Below are 13,823 nucleotides of genomic sequence, written 5' to 3'. Positions count from 1 at the left end.
AAGGGCAGCGTCGATACTCTCGCCCTTCTTCACCCCGCCGCCGGGCAGATACCAGTGATCCAGATAGGTGTGGCGGACCAGCGCGATGCGGCCGTCCCGATCGCGCAGGATCGCGCGAACCCCGATCGTCCGCGGCCTGGTGATCCGCCACACGATGCGCGCGGCCTTGCCGGCCAGCCGATGCGTCCACGCCATCCCCGGCCTCCTCCGCGTGCGGCGCGGTTACCAATCCATCCGAGCGTGTATGGTGGCGCACCGATCGCGCGAATTCCACCCTTTGGTAAACCGCCGCCGCCGACCGAGCCCTAATCCGGCCTCTCAGGCGCCGCCCATCGCGGCCGGGTCCATCCACATGACCTCCCAGACATAGCCGTCGAGATCCTCGACATGGCGATTGTACATGAAGCCCAGGTCCTGCACGGGATTGGGGTCGGCCCTGCCGCCTGCCGCCGCTGCACGATCGACGATCGCATCCACCTCGTCCTTGCTGTCGGCCGACAGCGCCAGCAGCAACGGGCTGGCGGCATGCGCGTCGGCGATCGGACGCTTGGTGAATTCGCCATAATGCGCATGGGTGAGCAGCATGACGAAGATCGTGTCCGAGAACATGAGCGACGTCGACGTTTCGCCCGAAAACTGCGGGTTAACCGTACCACCCAGCGCGACGTAAAAGGCAGTTGAAGCCGCCAGATCGCGCACGGGGAGGTTCGCGAAAATCATTTTGGGCATGGTCTGCTCCATTGCTAGCTCGCTTTCAGTACTAGACGGACTAGTACTAAAAGCGAGCTAGCATTGAGTTTCAGTACTGTCTAGTACCGCATCGACGAGGGCGCATGAAAACGGACGGCGAGACGAGATCGGAGCGCAAGGAGCGCGACATCATCCAGGCGGCGGCCGCGACCTTCATCAGCAAGGGCTATGACGGCACCAGCATGGAGGAGATCGCGACCAGAGCCGCGGTCTCCAAACAGACCATCTACAAGCACTTCACCGACAAGGAGACATTGTTCGGAGAGGTCGTCCGCTCGACCGCCGCAGGGGCGAACGACATCGTCGAGCTGGTGACGAACCTGCTATCCGACACCAAATTCCGGCAGGGCGGGCTCGCCGAGCTCGGGCGGCTGGTAGTGACGACGTTGCTGGACGATGAGCTGGTAAAACTCCGGCGCCTGATCATCGCCAATGCCGATCGGATGCCGAGCCTGGGCCGCGATTGGTACGAAAAGGGATTCGAGCGCATGCTCGGCACGATGGCGTCCTGCTTCCGCAAACTGTCGGCGCAGGGCCTGATGCGAGCCGATGATGCCGATCTCGCCGCCAGCCACTTCTTCGGCATGCTGCTCTGGATTCCGATGAACGAAGCGATGTTCACGGGTAACCGCCATCCCCGCTCGAGAGCCGAGCTCGAACGGCATGCCGACGCCTCGGTCGAGGCTTTTCTCGCCCTTTATGGAGTGCGGGACCGGCCGAACGCCGGAGGAAAGTCGAGCACCGCGCCGGTATAGGTCTCGACCACGTAACTGAACGGTTCGCCATCGCCGCGCGTCAGCAGGGCCTGATGCTCGATGACCTTGTCGGGGATCGGCAAGGCAGCGCCCGGATTGGCGCGTGGCAAGGGAGCGCCGCCGCTATCCCAATTCTCCGGCAGCGGCGACCAGAGCAGCCTGGCCGATACCGTGTGGCGCTGGAACCGGAGCGGCTGAACGACGCGGCCGAATGCCGTATCGCTGGTTTCGAGCGTCCGGTTCATGTCGGGAGTGAGGCGTGACGGCACGTACCAATTGTCGGCCTCGGACAAGACGTGGTCGCCGCAGCGCAATCGCACTCGGCGATAGGCGATCGGCTGGTCAGTGCCGACATGCAATTGTTCGCGGACCGCGGCGGGAGGCGGCTTGTCCTGGCCGCGGACACGATCCGCGACGATCCTGGCACCATCGGCGAGATGGTGGCGCGCGCACCAGCGGTCGAGCGTCAAGGTCGCACTGTCATGGCTCAACAGGTCGGCGTTCAACGTCTGGAGTTCGGCCAGCGCTTCGAGCCTGGCGACCGGCGTATCCGGCCAGGGCGCTCGGTCGGGTGCCGCGCCGAGCGCCAGCATAGCCAGCGCGCTTGTGGCAATGGTTCGCTTCAAGGTGGCGATGATAGATGCTCCTGAGACGGGATTTCGTTGATACGGGCAAAAATGCCGTTTCTACCGGCTGCTATTGTCCCGGGATTTTGCGCATGTCACGTGATCGCCGATACCCCCGCCAGCATTCGACGCCGATCCGGGTCACCTCAGCTTGACGACGACCTTGCCTTTCACACGCCCGGTTTCGACAAAGGCCAGGGCGTCGTTGGTGGCATCGAACGGGAAGATCCGGTCGACTACCGGGCGGATGACGCCCTTGTCGATCAGCGCCGTGATCTGGCCGAGCTGGTTGCCGTTCGCCTGCATGAACAGGAAGGAATAACGGACGCCGCGCGCCGTGGCCCTTCTCCGGATGCCCAGGCTCAGCAGCCGCACCACTTGCCGCAGCAACCAGTTCAGCCCCTGCTCCCGAGCGAAATCCGGGTCGGGCGGACCGGAGATCGAGATCAGCCTGCCACCCGGCCTGATCACCTCGAGCGACTTGCGAAGCGTGGCGCCATCGAGGCTGTTGAGCACGACGTCATAGCCGGACAGAATTTTGTCGAACTCCTGATCGCGATAATCGATGACGATGTCGGCGCCGAGGCGCTTGACCAGATCCATATTGGCCGTGCTCGTCGTGGTCGCGACCGTCGCGCCGAGATGCTTGGCGAGTTGGATGGCGACCGTCCCGACCCCGCCGGAGCCCGCGTGGATGAGGACCTTCTGCCCTTTCTCCAGGCCCGCGCGCTCCACCAGCGCCTGCCAGGCGGTCAGCCCGACCAGTGGAATCGACGCCGCTTCTTCCATGCCGATCGTCCGGGGCTTCAGCGCCACGTCGGCCTGGTCGATCGCGATCCGTTCGGCAAAGGTCCCAATCCGGCCATCGCGCGGCCGGGCATAGACCTCGTCGCCAAGCTTGAAGCGCCGGACGTTCGAGCCGATCCCGACGACGATGCCCGCCACGTCGTGGCCCAGAATGAAAGGCGGCCGATAGCGAATGAAGGCCTTGAACGCGCCGTCGCGAATCTTGCTATCGAGCGGGTTGAGCCCCGCCGCATGGATTTCGACCAGGACGTCGTCTTGCCCCGGTACCGGCTCGGGCATGTCGCCGTAGCGCAGGGGTTCTTTCTTCCGGTAGCGATCGACGATGAAGGCTTTCATGCGCAATGTCCTTGCTGGATCGGGTAACGATCAGCGACCCCCGCCGAACGGTCAGGCCGGGAGTCCGTTATATTTCCTCAGGTTCCGGTCGACGAACGATTCGGGCATGAAGCGGCGCATGAAGCGCACCTGGCCGGCCAGTTTTCCGGCTGTGTAGCGCCGCTTGGGCACCACTGCATTGGCTGCCTTGACCACCGTATCCGCGACAATCTCGGGCGCATCGCCCTTCTGGATAACCTCGCGCATCAGCACCTCGGCAGCGGTTCGGACGGTTTCGTAGACGGCAAGCGGGCGATCAGCGCGCGCCAGATTGTCCTCGAACGATGTGCGGATGCCGCCCGGCTCGACCAGCACGACGCGGATACCCTGGGTTCGCACTTCGTGGTCGAGCGATTCCGAATAGCCCTCGATCGCGTGCTTGGACGACGAATAGAGCGCGTTGAACGGGGCAGGGATGAGGCCGACCAGCGAGCCCAGATTGACGATCCTGCCACTCCCCTGGCGCCGCATTATCGGCAGGACGGCATTGGTCACCCGCAACACGCCGAAGACGTTCACCTCGAACAGAGCCTTTGCCTGGGCGGGAGACGATTCCTCGGCACCGCCGAGCAATCCGATTCCGGCATTGTTGACCAGCAGGTCGATCCGCCCCGCGCGGCCCACGACGTCGTCGACCAGCGCCTGAACGGACGCATCGTCGGTGACGTCGCAGATCAGCATCGTCACGCCTTGCTCGGTTTCGGTCATCCGTTTGCGGCTAGTGCCGAACACCTGATAGCCGTCCTGGCGCAGCGCGCGTGCGGTTGCCAGCCCGATCCCGGCGGAGGCGCCCGTGACCAGGGCAACGCCGCGTTCTGTCTTGCTCATCGATCTCTGCCTTCACTTTGTCGTGGAACAACGTCGCGAAGGCTGTTACTATCGATTAGATATTAAGTCACTACTAAAAAGATACTGACATGTCGAATCTTTCGGAACAGCCTTGCCTGATCGCCCGCAGCCTCGCTTTGGTCGGGGATGCCTGGAGCATGCTCATCCTGCGCGATGCCCATGCCGGGCTCACGCGTTTCGACGAGTTCCGCAAAAGCCTGGGTATCGCACCGACCATCCTGACTCGTCGGCTCGCGATGCTCACCGAGGAGGGGCTGCTCGAGAAGCGGCGCTATTCGGAACGCCCGCCGCGCGACGAATATCTTCTGAGCGAAGCGGGCCGCGACTTCCTGCCGGTATTGTTCGCGATCGGCGCCTGGGGCCGAAAGCATCGTAACGGCGACCGCGTGACGCGCTTCTTCGATGCCAAGGCAGGGACCGAGATAGACCCCGTTACGATCGATCGTTCGACCGGCGCGCCGATCGGAACGCGGCCTATCCGGATTGTGCTGCCCGAGTAATCGATGAGCGGCACGCCCGGAGGCGCGTCAATCGGGCAATGCAACGAGCGGCTGGTCCGTATGGGCGCCAGCTCGTTCACGCAGAGGCGATTCGTTGCCGGAGAGCGGTGGCCAGGCCTCGCGGTTCGGCCTCCCTGTTCGGTAAGGATGTTGGACAGTTCGACGCTTGGACGTCGCGCGGCCTAGCGCGGCCTTCCCCCCTATCCGGCTCACAATGGCCAGTGGATTTCCACTACCTTGACGCCCCGTTGCCGAGCCTCGGCGATGAGGTTTTGGCGCGCCTGGGTCGCTACGGCCCTGCCATTATATCCGGAGTCGCAGCCGGGGCGCTTGGTGATGCCTTGGTTTTTGCCCAGATAGTCGCCGAATTCCTGGAACGACATGTCGGGCCCGCTCGGCACCGGGTAGGGGTCCGAGACATAGACCGTCTTCATGTCGGGCCCATAGACGTAACAATAGCCGTGGTTACCGCTCTGCGCCTTCGCTGCCGGCACCGCGACCAGGATCAAGGAAGCCGCGGCGGCGCCAAGTGCCGTCAATGTTCGCATGTCATACTCCTCCGGGATTTGCGCGCGCCAGTCAGATCGCGTGGCAGATATTGGACAGCCGCCGTGCCCAGGAGGCAAGTACGGCCATGCGGTCCTGCTCCTCGGCGACATTCTCCTGATCGCGATGGAGCGAGAGCCCCAGGGTCTGGCGGATGTCGCCGCCGGCGCGATCGGTGCCGTTGAGGATGGCGCCCGAGAGGTTGAGGAACGAATTCCCGGCGCTGGCGACGACCGTTTCCTGCCAATTGATCAGGAAGGATCCACCGGTGCCGTTGAGGTCGACGACGAGTTGCGTCACGCACGGATCGTCCGGCGCCGCGATCACGGTGTGGGCACCGACCAGGCTGTTGCCGAAGCTCGACACGAAGAGCTTGGTTGCCGATGCCGCGAAGCCGTCTTGCGCATCAAGGGCGGCCGCCGCGTTCTTGGCGAAATCATAGCCCCCGCCGGCAGCGGCCCGCACCCATTTGGCCGCCTCGACCGGATCGCGCCCAGGCAGCGACCGATCGTAGAGCAACGTGCCATAGAGCATCTTGCTCTCGCTGATTCCGCCCTGGGCGCCGATCCGCGCGTAGCGCAGGGCGCCGGGCAGGTCCTTTGCCACGAGTTCGCCTCTGAACAGCGCCTTGGCATATTCGCTGGCGCCAAGGATGGACCCGGCGTCCGCGGATTGGCGCAGGAGATCGACATAGTGGCGCTTGTCGACCGCCACCCCGGTACCGTAAAAATAGTCCAGGCCGAGAATATATAAGCCGAACGGCAGCCCGGCGCTCGCCGAGCGCTGCGCCCAGCGGAACGCCTCGGAAGGGTTTTCGGGCACCCCAGATCCGGTTGCATAGGCGCCGGAGATCAGCGCCATGGCATGGGGATCTCCGTTCTGTGCGGCGGCGAGGACCTTAGGCGCGGCGTCCGGCAGCCCGGCCAGCCGCCTGAGCTCCGGAGCGCCCAGCGTACGCCATTGAACCTCCGAGATACCCCAAGCCGGCTGGGATGCGATGGCCGGCGTCGCGGCTTGCGCGAGAGCTGGGACAGGGGTGACGGCGGGTGCGAGCAAAGCGCTCGCCAAGAGGATTAGAGTTGTGGATTGCCGGTACATTAGCGTGTTTCCTGCTGCCCGGCAGGCCTCACCAGGCATGCGCGGGCTCGGGTAGCGAAGTGCGTCTGACGTTGGCTAGGGCGCAGACCCGTTGCTCATGAGGATCGAGATCCCGCCGCTTTCGCGGTAGCCATGTCCGCGCGCTGTGGCGCGCCGAAGCGCCGGGACGAGCCCCCCGGTTCGTCGCCCCGCTTCCCACAACATCGCGGACATGACTGTCTCGATCCTCGGTATCGATGGGTCCGCGGCCTAGTTCGCGCAGCTGCCCTGCTCGTTGGCGACGGTCACCCAGCACGACCAGCCGCCGGAATCCTCGCTGCAGTTTTGCGGCGTGGCATGGGTCGTGATGCAGGTGTGCTTTTCCGCGGCAACGACTCCGCCGCGGCGTTCGGCGTCGTCCATGGCCGAGGTGCGGGTTGCCCCGCTTCCCCAGATCCGCTCCCCGGCAAAAGCTGCGGTCGGCAGGGCAACCGCGCCGAGTGAGATGGCAAACAGCAATGCATTCTTGATACGCATGATCTTCTCCCTTGCCGCGGCTGTCCGTCGGGCCTTCCGTTCGGCGGAGAAGGTCTGCGCCCGCGCTGGTTTCCCGCACATCCCCTTTTGTGGGGTGCAGTGCCCTCAAGCGCGGCGTTGCACGTGCGATCAGCGCGGGGGGGTGGCACTCAGGATACGCGCCACGCGCTGGGGATCGGAAAGGGCGAGGAGGCGTCCGGCTCCTGTCCCATCCACAAAGGCTGCGCCCGGCAGGATTCCCTGCCAATAGGCACGCACATCGCCGGGGTCGTGCAGCGTGTCGTGTTCGCCGATCACCACCGTCCAGCGATGGCAGGCGGGCCGCGGCGGCAGGCGCGTGGCGGTCGCCATCGCGATCTGTTCGTTGACATATCCCGCCACCCGGCCGGCGGCGAACATCCGCACGGCACGGTAATAGTCGCCCAGGACCTGGGGATCGCGCAGAGCCTCCTTGTCCGGCGGACTGCTCGCGAACGAACGCTCCATCATCCGCGCCAGCCGCTCCGGCGTAAGATGCGCGGCAATCAGTCGCGCCATCACCGCAACCAGGCGGGGATTGCGGAAATAGGCCTCCTTCACGGCCCCGAGCGGCCCCGAGCGACGCCCGTGCTCTTCGGTATGCGGATCGGGATTGACGAGCACCACGCGGTCGAGCAGCTCCGGCGCGGCATCGGCCAGGGCCAGCACATGCTGGGCGCCGCCGCGGGCGACGATGTCCAGCGACGCGATCCGCAGCTTGCGACAGACCGACAGGACGTCGGGCACCGCTGCGGCAAAAGGATCGTGCCGGCCCGGTTCCATTCCGCCAATCGGGTCTGACATTCCGAATCCCGGGCGATCGATGGCGATAGGACGACAGCCTTGCGCCTGCAGCGCGGCGACCAGCCGACGGCTCACCGGCCGCGACGTCATGCTGCTATGCACGACCAGCAGCGGCTTGCCGGAGGCGGGGCCATAGTCGCTCCAGGCGATGCGCGACCCATCCTCACGCGGCATCATGCGCAAGGGTTCGGCATGCTCATGGGCAAGCGCCACGTAGCCCCGCGTCGCCGCCGTGGTACACGACAGTGCCTGCGCCTCGACCACGGTGCGCGCCAGCGCCGCGGCGCTCGAGACGCCAAGGCCCTCGTAAATGCGCAGGAGTTCTTTTTTTGCCGACGCTTGCGACATGCCAAGACTCCGCGCCGCTGCCTCGCGTGGCAGGCCTTCGGCGATAAGGCCTGCGAGCGCCGCCTGACGCGGCGAAAGGCCCCAGACATCTTCCAGCAGCGGTACGCCGGCACCCTGGGGGAGGACGCCGAATGCCAGCGAGGCGAGGTTCGCGACCAAGGCTGGAAGTCGATCGACACCGGCGCGACGCATAGCTTCCGACAGAGCCTCCCGCGCGGTGTCGTAGGAAATGCCAAGCTGCGCCGCCGCCTGCTTGATCGTCCCGCAGCGCATCGTCGCCAGGGCCACGCGCGTCTGCAGCCCTGTCAGCCCGAACGTTTCGCACGCTGCCTTCAACGGCGTTGCGCGCATGCTGGTGATCGTCGCCAGTATCACCACATGCCCGCCGGCGAGTTCCGGCCGGTCGCGGATCTCCCGCGGCAGAATCCAGGAGGATGCCTGCGACGGGGCGCCATAGGCGAAAATTGCCGGGTCGCGTTGGCCATCTTCGGTCTCGGCCGCGACCGGTACCACGCAGGTCTGGCCGGTGCGCAGCACTCGGCTGACGATTGCCGGATCGATATGCGCTTCGGCCTTCTCCGCGGCGAATACCATGCTTGCCGCAACCAGCCGCCCCGATGCGTCGACCAGCGCTGCCGCCAGGCTCTCCGGACTAAGCAGCGGATAGATGCGCATTTCCTCGGGCCCGAAGGTCGTTTCGAGGTCGCGCTCGATCGACTCGGCTCTATCCCGTGCCGCTTCGATCATCGCCTCCGGTGCCTCGATCCAACTCCTGAGTGCGCCGTGGAAACCGCCCGCCGACGCCGACGCACCGGTGGCGCCGTTCGCACCGTCGTCAGTCGCAATAGGCACTCCATGCATGCGAAGAACCCCTGCAATCGCCGTGGCCGTGACTAAAGACTGCTGAAAATGCGCGCGAAGTCTACAAAACAATCAACACATTGCGGCGCTTTCCCGGCAATTCGGTCGTGAGGGCGGCCGCAGGTTCGCTCGCGGCGCGAGGTCGGCGATCCCCACTCTTCAGTGAACCGTCTCGCCCCGCGCGCACATCCCGACGAACTTCTCGATCCGCGCAGTCCGCGTCTCCGGCTTCTTCGCCGTCTGCACGCGGTACAGGATCGCGTAACGGTTGGCGCCGGTCAGCGCGTCGAAGAACGCCCGGGCGGCCGGCACCGCATCCAGCGCGGTCTTCAAATCTTCCGGCTCCGCCGCGGTCGAGGCCGGGGCATAGGCCGTGTCCCACCGTCCATCGGCTTTGGCCGCCTCGATCTCGGCCAGGCCCGCCGGCGCCACGCGGCCGTCCGCCACCAGTTGCTCCGCGCGCTTGCGGTTATTCTCCGACCATTTGCTGGTGCGCTTGCGTGGGGTGAAGCGGGTCAGGAACCAGGCCTCGTCATATTTGTCGATCTGCCCGTCGATCCAGCCATGGCACAATGCGCCGTCGATCGCCTGCGCCTTGGTCAGGCGCGAGTCGCTATTTCCTGCCTTGGCGATCTTCAGCCATATCCCGGCAGCCTTTCCGCCGTGCGTCGCCAGCCACGCCTCCCACGCTTCGGCATCGAAGAAGTCCAGCACTGGTAATCCGCCGCGTTCCTCTTCCATCGCGCTCTCCGTCGCCGCCCAGATGTGCCCCTTGGCATTGCGGCGGTTGACAGCTCAAGTACCGTGTATCATACAGTGTATATAACACACTATGTGAAGCACAGCTCATGCCGGTCGACGACGACACATTCGAAAAATTACGCGTCGAGCTCCGGCGGGGATCGCTGGTCCTCGCCGTGCTCGGGGCGCTGCGCGAGGAACGCTATGGCTATACGTTGCGCCAATCGCTCGAGGATGCCGGGCTGATGATCGACGAAGGCGCGCTTTATCCGCTGCTGCGCCGGCTCGAATCGCAAGGGCTGCTGATCAGCGAATGGCGCGAAGAGGCGAAGCGGACCAAGCGCTTCTACCGCCTGTCGGTCGACGGCACCGACACGCTCGCCGCTTTGCTCCGCGAATGGAATGCGATCTCGGAATCGATCCTGCGCCTTACCGAAAAGGACAAATGAGATGGACCTGATCGACCGCTATCTGGCCGCGATCGCGCGGCGCCTCCCCGCCGACAAGGCCGACGATATTGTTGCCGAAATCCGCGATGACCTGCTGACCCGCCAGGAAGCGCGCGAGGATGCGCTCGGGCGCCCGCTGAAGAAGGATGAATTATCCGCCCTGATCAAGGAGATGGGGCATCCTTTGGTCATCGCCTCGCGCTATCGCAGCGGCCAGTATCTGATCGGGCCAGACGCCTTTCCGTTCTTCCTCGCGACCTTGCGGATCGTTGCGATCTTCCTCGCGGTCGCGTTTGCCGTCACTGCCGCCTCACGCGTGGCGTTCGGCCATGTCGACGTCATCCGGGCGGTGATGCAGGCGATCGGCAACCTGATGAACTCGGCGATGGTCGCGCTGGGGATCGTCACCGCGATCTTCTACGTGCTCGAACGCACCGGCTTCCCGGCCGATCACCTCGCCAAATGGCGGCCGCAGGACCTGCCGGAAGTCAAGGACAAGCAACCCAGCACCTGGGGGGCCGCGTTCGAGGTCGCGGTTGGGATATATTTCATCCTGTGGTGGTGCGGCCTGGTGCCGTTCCCTGGCTATTACAGCAATGTGAAGGGACTGACCCTTACCCCTGATCCGATCTGGGCGGCGTTGTGGTGGCCGGTGTTCGCACTGATGGTCGCGCGGCTGGCGTACAATATCGTCCAGTGGCTCCGTCCGCGCTGGAAAGTCATGCGCGGCATCTTGGCCGTCGCCACCACGGCGGGTGCGCTGGTGCTGCTCAACGCTATCTACCGCGCCGGACATTGGCTGACCGTCGGCGGTACCTTGGGGCATGGCGATGCCGCCGACGTGGATCGCAGTGTGAATATGGGCATTCACTGGGCGATCATCGCGATCGGCGCGATCTGGGTGTGGCAGTGCCTCCAGGAACTCTGGACGCTCACAACCAGCCGGAGCTGGGCGCCGCGCCTTATGGCTTGAGCCGCCGCCGGGCATTGCGGCCATCGGCGGCGGCGGTCATGATCCCCGCCGCGAGTGTTCCGCTTAGCTGCTCGCGATCAGGGAGACGCCGATGAAGGCCCTGCTCTGCGCCGCACCGTTGCTGCTGTCGCCGATCGCGTCGCCGGTGGCCGCGCCCACTGCATCCGCCGGCCCGGCCTGCAATGTCATGATGAGCGTGATCGATCCCGATCCGCGCGGCACCAATGTGCGCAAGACGCCGGGCGGCGACGTCGCGACGAGGCTGAACGCGAGCAACGACGACTGGATAGAGGTGCATGTCATCGCCCAGACCGGCGACTGGTTTGAGATCGACCGCGCGGATCTCGTCGGTGACGACAGCCGGACAATCTATCGCGGCAGGGGCTATATGCACCAGAGCGTGCTCGGCGCCGACGGTCTGGTCAACGGAGAGCCGATCCGTGCCGACCACGATGTCGGCAGCAGGCAGATTCTCGCGTCCGAGGATCCCGATCAGCAGGTCCATGTCCTGGCCTGCTGGGGCGATTTCCTGAAAATCCGCGTCAAGAACGGCGTCGGCTGGACCAAGACGCTGTGCCTCAACCAGCGTACGACCTGCGCGTGACGCCATCGGCTAAGGTGAGGTGGTGCCGTCAGCCTCGATCATCCCGACGCTGGGCTCGCTGTTTCGGGACTGGACCGGTTTTCCGCAGCCCCCTACTCGTCCGTCGCGGATTGTCGGGAGCGGATAATGGGAGCTTGGGGCGCGATCATCATGGGGTTTTTCGGGTCGGTTTTTGCCGCCCTGACGCTGGCGCTGCAATTCCATCTCGGTGGGGCAGTGCTGGCGGTACCGTTCGTCCTGTTCGCCGGCATTGCGCTCGCCGCCGCCCAAATACTCCGCTCGCCGGGCAACGGAATCCAACCGTCGCCGCGCGCGGAGCGCGCCATCATGTGGAGCAGTATCGGCGAGGGCGTTGGCCTGTTCGTCGTGGCGAACCTCGTCCAGAATCTGCATCGGCCCGAATTGCTGCTGCCTGCGATGGCGCTGGTCGTTGGCCTCCATTTCTTGCCGATCGCTTATGCGGCGCCGTTCCGGCCATTCTATGCGCTTGGCGGCGCACTGATCATGGCGGCGATCGCCGGGGTGGTTGTCGGCGCGCCAACAGGGGGGATGGCCGCCGGGTTCGCGGCGGCGACCTCTTTATGGATTGCCGCGGCGCTCGCGCTTCGCCGCGACATGCGCGCCAGAGGCGCATCCGTCGCGACTTGAGCGCCGCGATCAGGCCGCCCGCTTCTCCAGCGCATGCGCGGCCTCGGCCATCAATTGCGCGATGATGTCGGCGACCGGCTCTTCCTTGTTGACCATGCCGACCGACTGACCGGCCATCAGGCTGCCATGTTCGACATCGCCGTCGATCACCGCGCGGCGCAGCGCGCCCGCCCAATAATGTTCGATCTGCAGCTGGGCCTCGGCCATCTCGACCGTGCCGTCGTTGAGCGATTGCGCCACTTCGAGCTGCTTGGCGGTGAACAATTCGGTGCCGGCATTCTTGAGTGCGCGCACCGGGATGACCGGCAGGCGGGGATCGATTTGCACGCTGGCGACCGCGTCCCGGGCATTGGCGCGGAAGAACGCTTTCTTGAAATTCGGGTGCGCGATCGACTCGGTCGCACAAGCGAAGCGGGTGCCGAGCTGGACGCCCGCCGCGCCCATGTCGAGATAGGCTGCGATCGCCTCGCCGCGACCGATGCCGCCGGCGACGAATACCGGCACCTGTTCGGCGACCTCGGGCAGGATTTCCTGCGCCAGCACGCTGGTCGACACCGGGCCGATATGGCCGCCGGCCTCCATGCCTTCGACGACCAATGCATCGACGCCCGATCGGATCAATTTCTTGGCGAGCGCGAGCGCGGGGGCGAAGCAGATCAATTTGGCGCCGTTGGCCTTTATCGCGTCGAGCGATCCCGCCGGCGGCAGCCCGCCCGCCAGGACGACATGGCCGACCTCATGCTTCTTGCACACCTCGATCAGGTCGAAGAGCTGCGGGTGCATGGTGATCAGGTTGACGCCGAACGGCTTCGACGTCAGCTCCTTGGTGCCGGCAATCTCCTTGTCGAGCAATTCGGGGGTCATCGCCCCGCATGCGATCAGGCCGAACCCGCCGGCGTTGGAGATTGCCGACACCAGGTGGCGCTCGCTCACCCACGACATCGCGCCGCACAGGATGGCCACCTCGGAACCGAGGAATTCCACGCCGCGCGCCATGCGCCGCTGCAGGCGCTCGGCGCCGATCGATGAAGGGGGTGTCATGCCGCCGGACCTAGCCTTGCCCGGGGGTTTGGGGCAAGCCCGCGTCATGCGGCAGGATACCACCGAGCTGACGGTCGCGACTCGCGGTCAGGGACTGCACGACTGTACCGATGCAGTGCGGCGCTGGGTCGAAGGCACCGGTATCGATAGCGGCCTGCTGACGATATTCATCCGCCACACCTCCGCGTCCCTCCTGATCCAGGAGAATGCCGCACCGGCCGCGCGCCGCGATCTCGAGCGCTATTTCGCACGGATCGCGCCGGAAAGCGGTGCGTACGAGCATGACGACGAGGGGCCGGACGACATGCCGGCGCACCTCCGCGCCGCACTGACCCAGACGAGCCTGACGATCCCGGTGGTCGGCGGCGGTCTGGCATTGGGGACGTGGCAGGGGATCTACGTGTTCGAACACCGCCATGCGCCGCATGCACGGACGTTGGCGCTTCATGTGATGGGGGATTGATTCCCTCTCCCCTCGAGGGAGAGGGAGGGGCCCGCCGCCGAAGGCGGTGGG

Annotated in this window: 18 protein-coding genes; 7 read left to right on the top strand and 11 right to left on the bottom strand. The window is 65.4% G+C overall.

Going from position 1 to position 13,823, the window contains the following annotated elements:
* Both SPR01S_RS19285 and SPR01S_RS19280 read right to left on the bottom strand, forming a co-directional pair.
* Positions 1–195: NUDIX domain-containing protein (locus SPR01S_RS19285; RefSeq protein WP_157082363.1), on the bottom strand; the 195-nt coding region annotated here is incomplete at its 3' end.
* A 123-nt stretch (positions 196–318) separates the two neighbouring features.
* Positions 319–729, bottom strand: a complete 411-nt coding sequence (locus SPR01S_RS19280) for a VOC family protein (protein ID WP_066592769.1) — start codon at positions 727–729, stop codon at positions 319–321.
* Between the two features lie 104 nt (positions 730–833).
* Between SPR01S_RS19280 and SPR01S_RS19275 the strand changes: the two genes are divergently transcribed.
* Positions 834–1,505: a TetR/AcrR family transcriptional regulator gene (locus SPR01S_RS19275; RefSeq protein WP_066592766.1), complete on the top strand. Its 672-nt coding sequence runs from the start codon at positions 834–836 to the stop codon at positions 1,503–1,505.
* Here SPR01S_RS19275 and SPR01S_RS19270 read toward each other — a convergent pair.
* From SPR01S_RS19270 to SPR01S_RS19260, 3 genes are all read right to left on the bottom strand, one after another.
* Positions 1,448–2,131 carry a UTRA domain-containing protein gene (locus SPR01S_RS19270; RefSeq protein ID WP_245662117.1) on the bottom strand — a complete coding sequence of 228 codons (684 nt, stop codon included), beginning with the start codon at positions 2,129–2,131 and terminating at the stop codon, positions 1,448–1,450. The two genes, SPR01S_RS19275 and SPR01S_RS19270, sit on opposite strands and share 58 nt — an antisense overlap.
* Before the next feature lie 141 nt (positions 2,132–2,272).
* Positions 2,273–3,274, bottom strand: a complete 1,002-nt coding sequence (locus SPR01S_RS19265; protein ID WP_066592762.1) for an NADP-dependent oxidoreductase — start codon at positions 3,272–3,274, stop codon at positions 2,273–2,275.
* 51 nt (positions 3,275–3,325) lie between these two features.
* Positions 3,326–4,141, bottom strand: coding sequence for an oxidoreductase (locus SPR01S_RS19260; RefSeq protein WP_066592760.1), 816 nt, complete (start codon positions 4,139–4,141; stop codon positions 3,326–3,328).
* A gap of 89 nt (positions 4,142–4,230) precedes the next feature.
* Between SPR01S_RS19260 and SPR01S_RS19255 the strand changes: the two genes are divergently transcribed.
* Complete coding sequence (locus tag SPR01S_RS19255) at positions 4,231–4,662, top strand: winged helix-turn-helix transcriptional regulator (protein ID WP_066592759.1); 432 nt, start codon at positions 4,231–4,233, stop codon at positions 4,660–4,662.
* Positions 4,663–4,871: 209 nt separating this feature from the next.
* Here SPR01S_RS19255 and SPR01S_RS19250 read toward each other — a convergent pair whose 3' ends face one another.
* From SPR01S_RS19250 to SPR01S_RS22070, 5 genes are all read right to left on the bottom strand, one after another.
* Positions 4,872–5,210, bottom strand: coding sequence for a hypothetical protein (locus SPR01S_RS19250; protein WP_066592756.1), 339 nt, complete (start codon positions 5,208–5,210; stop codon positions 4,872–4,874).
* A 31-nt stretch (positions 5,211–5,241) separates the two neighbouring features.
* The gene (locus tag SPR01S_RS19245) at positions 5,242–6,069 is read right to left on the bottom strand and encodes a tetratricopeptide repeat protein (protein ID WP_066592755.1); all 828 of its coding nucleotides are present in this window, start codon (positions 6,067–6,069) and stop codon (positions 5,242–5,244) included.
* A 486-nt stretch (positions 6,070–6,555) separates the two neighbouring features.
* Positions 6,556–6,822: a hypothetical protein gene (locus SPR01S_RS19240; RefSeq protein ID WP_157082361.1), complete on the bottom strand. Its 267-nt coding sequence runs from the start codon at positions 6,820–6,822 to the stop codon at positions 6,556–6,558.
* A 129-nt stretch (positions 6,823–6,951) separates the two neighbouring features.
* Positions 6,952–8,853: a bifunctional helix-turn-helix transcriptional regulator/alpha/beta hydrolase gene (locus tag SPR01S_RS19235; RefSeq protein ID WP_066592752.1), complete on the bottom strand. Its 1,902-nt coding sequence runs from the start codon at positions 8,851–8,853 to the stop codon at positions 6,952–6,954.
* A gap of 159 nt (positions 8,854–9,012) precedes the next feature.
* Entirely contained in the window at positions 9,013–9,594 is a 582-nt protein-coding gene (locus SPR01S_RS22070) for a YdeI/OmpD-associated family protein (RefSeq protein WP_066592750.1), read from the bottom strand.
* Positions 9,595–9,701: 107 nt separating this feature from the next.
* Between SPR01S_RS22070 and SPR01S_RS19225 the strand changes: the two genes are divergently transcribed.
* From SPR01S_RS19225 to SPR01S_RS19210, 4 genes are all read left to right on the top strand, one after another.
* The gene (locus tag SPR01S_RS19225) at positions 9,702–10,043 is read left to right on the top strand and encodes a PadR family transcriptional regulator (RefSeq protein WP_066592747.1); all 342 of its coding nucleotides are present in this window, start codon (positions 9,702–9,704) and stop codon (positions 10,041–10,043) included.
* Between the two features lies 1 nt (position 10,044).
* Positions 10,045–11,016 (top strand): hypothetical protein, encoded by a 972-nt coding sequence (locus SPR01S_RS19220; protein ID WP_066592746.1) that lies wholly within the window; start codon positions 10,045–10,047, stop codon positions 11,014–11,016.
* A 91-nt stretch (positions 11,017–11,107) separates the two neighbouring features.
* Positions 11,108–11,620: a hypothetical protein gene (locus SPR01S_RS19215; protein ID WP_066592743.1), complete on the top strand. Its 513-nt coding sequence runs from the start codon at positions 11,108–11,110 to the stop codon at positions 11,618–11,620.
* Positions 11,621–11,746: 126 nt separating this feature from the next.
* Positions 11,747–12,268, top strand: coding sequence for a hypothetical protein (locus SPR01S_RS19210; protein ID WP_066592741.1), 522 nt, complete (start codon positions 11,747–11,749; stop codon positions 12,266–12,268).
* A 9-nt stretch (positions 12,269–12,277) separates the two neighbouring features.
* Here the strand turns inward: SPR01S_RS19210 and SPR01S_RS19205 are convergent, their stop codons facing one another.
* Positions 12,278–13,309, bottom strand: a complete 1,032-nt coding sequence (locus SPR01S_RS19205) for an NAD(P)H-dependent flavin oxidoreductase (protein ID WP_066592734.1) — start codon at positions 13,307–13,309, stop codon at positions 12,278–12,280.
* 46 nt (positions 13,310–13,355) lie between these two features.
* Here SPR01S_RS19205 and SPR01S_RS19200 point away from each other — a divergent pair, with 46 nt between their 5' ends.
* Complete coding sequence (locus SPR01S_RS19200) at positions 13,356–13,772, top strand: secondary thiamine-phosphate synthase enzyme YjbQ (RefSeq protein WP_066592732.1); 417 nt, start codon at positions 13,356–13,358, stop codon at positions 13,770–13,772.
* The last annotated feature ends 51 nt before the right edge of the window (positions 13,773–13,823 follow it).

It is taken from the genome of Sphingomonas pruni NBRC 15498, from assembly GCF_001598455.1.
GTDB lineage: Bacteria > Pseudomonadota > Alphaproteobacteria > Sphingomonadales > Sphingomonadaceae > Sphingomonas > Sphingomonas pruni.
This window is presented reverse-complemented; position numbering and strand designations above follow the sequence as displayed.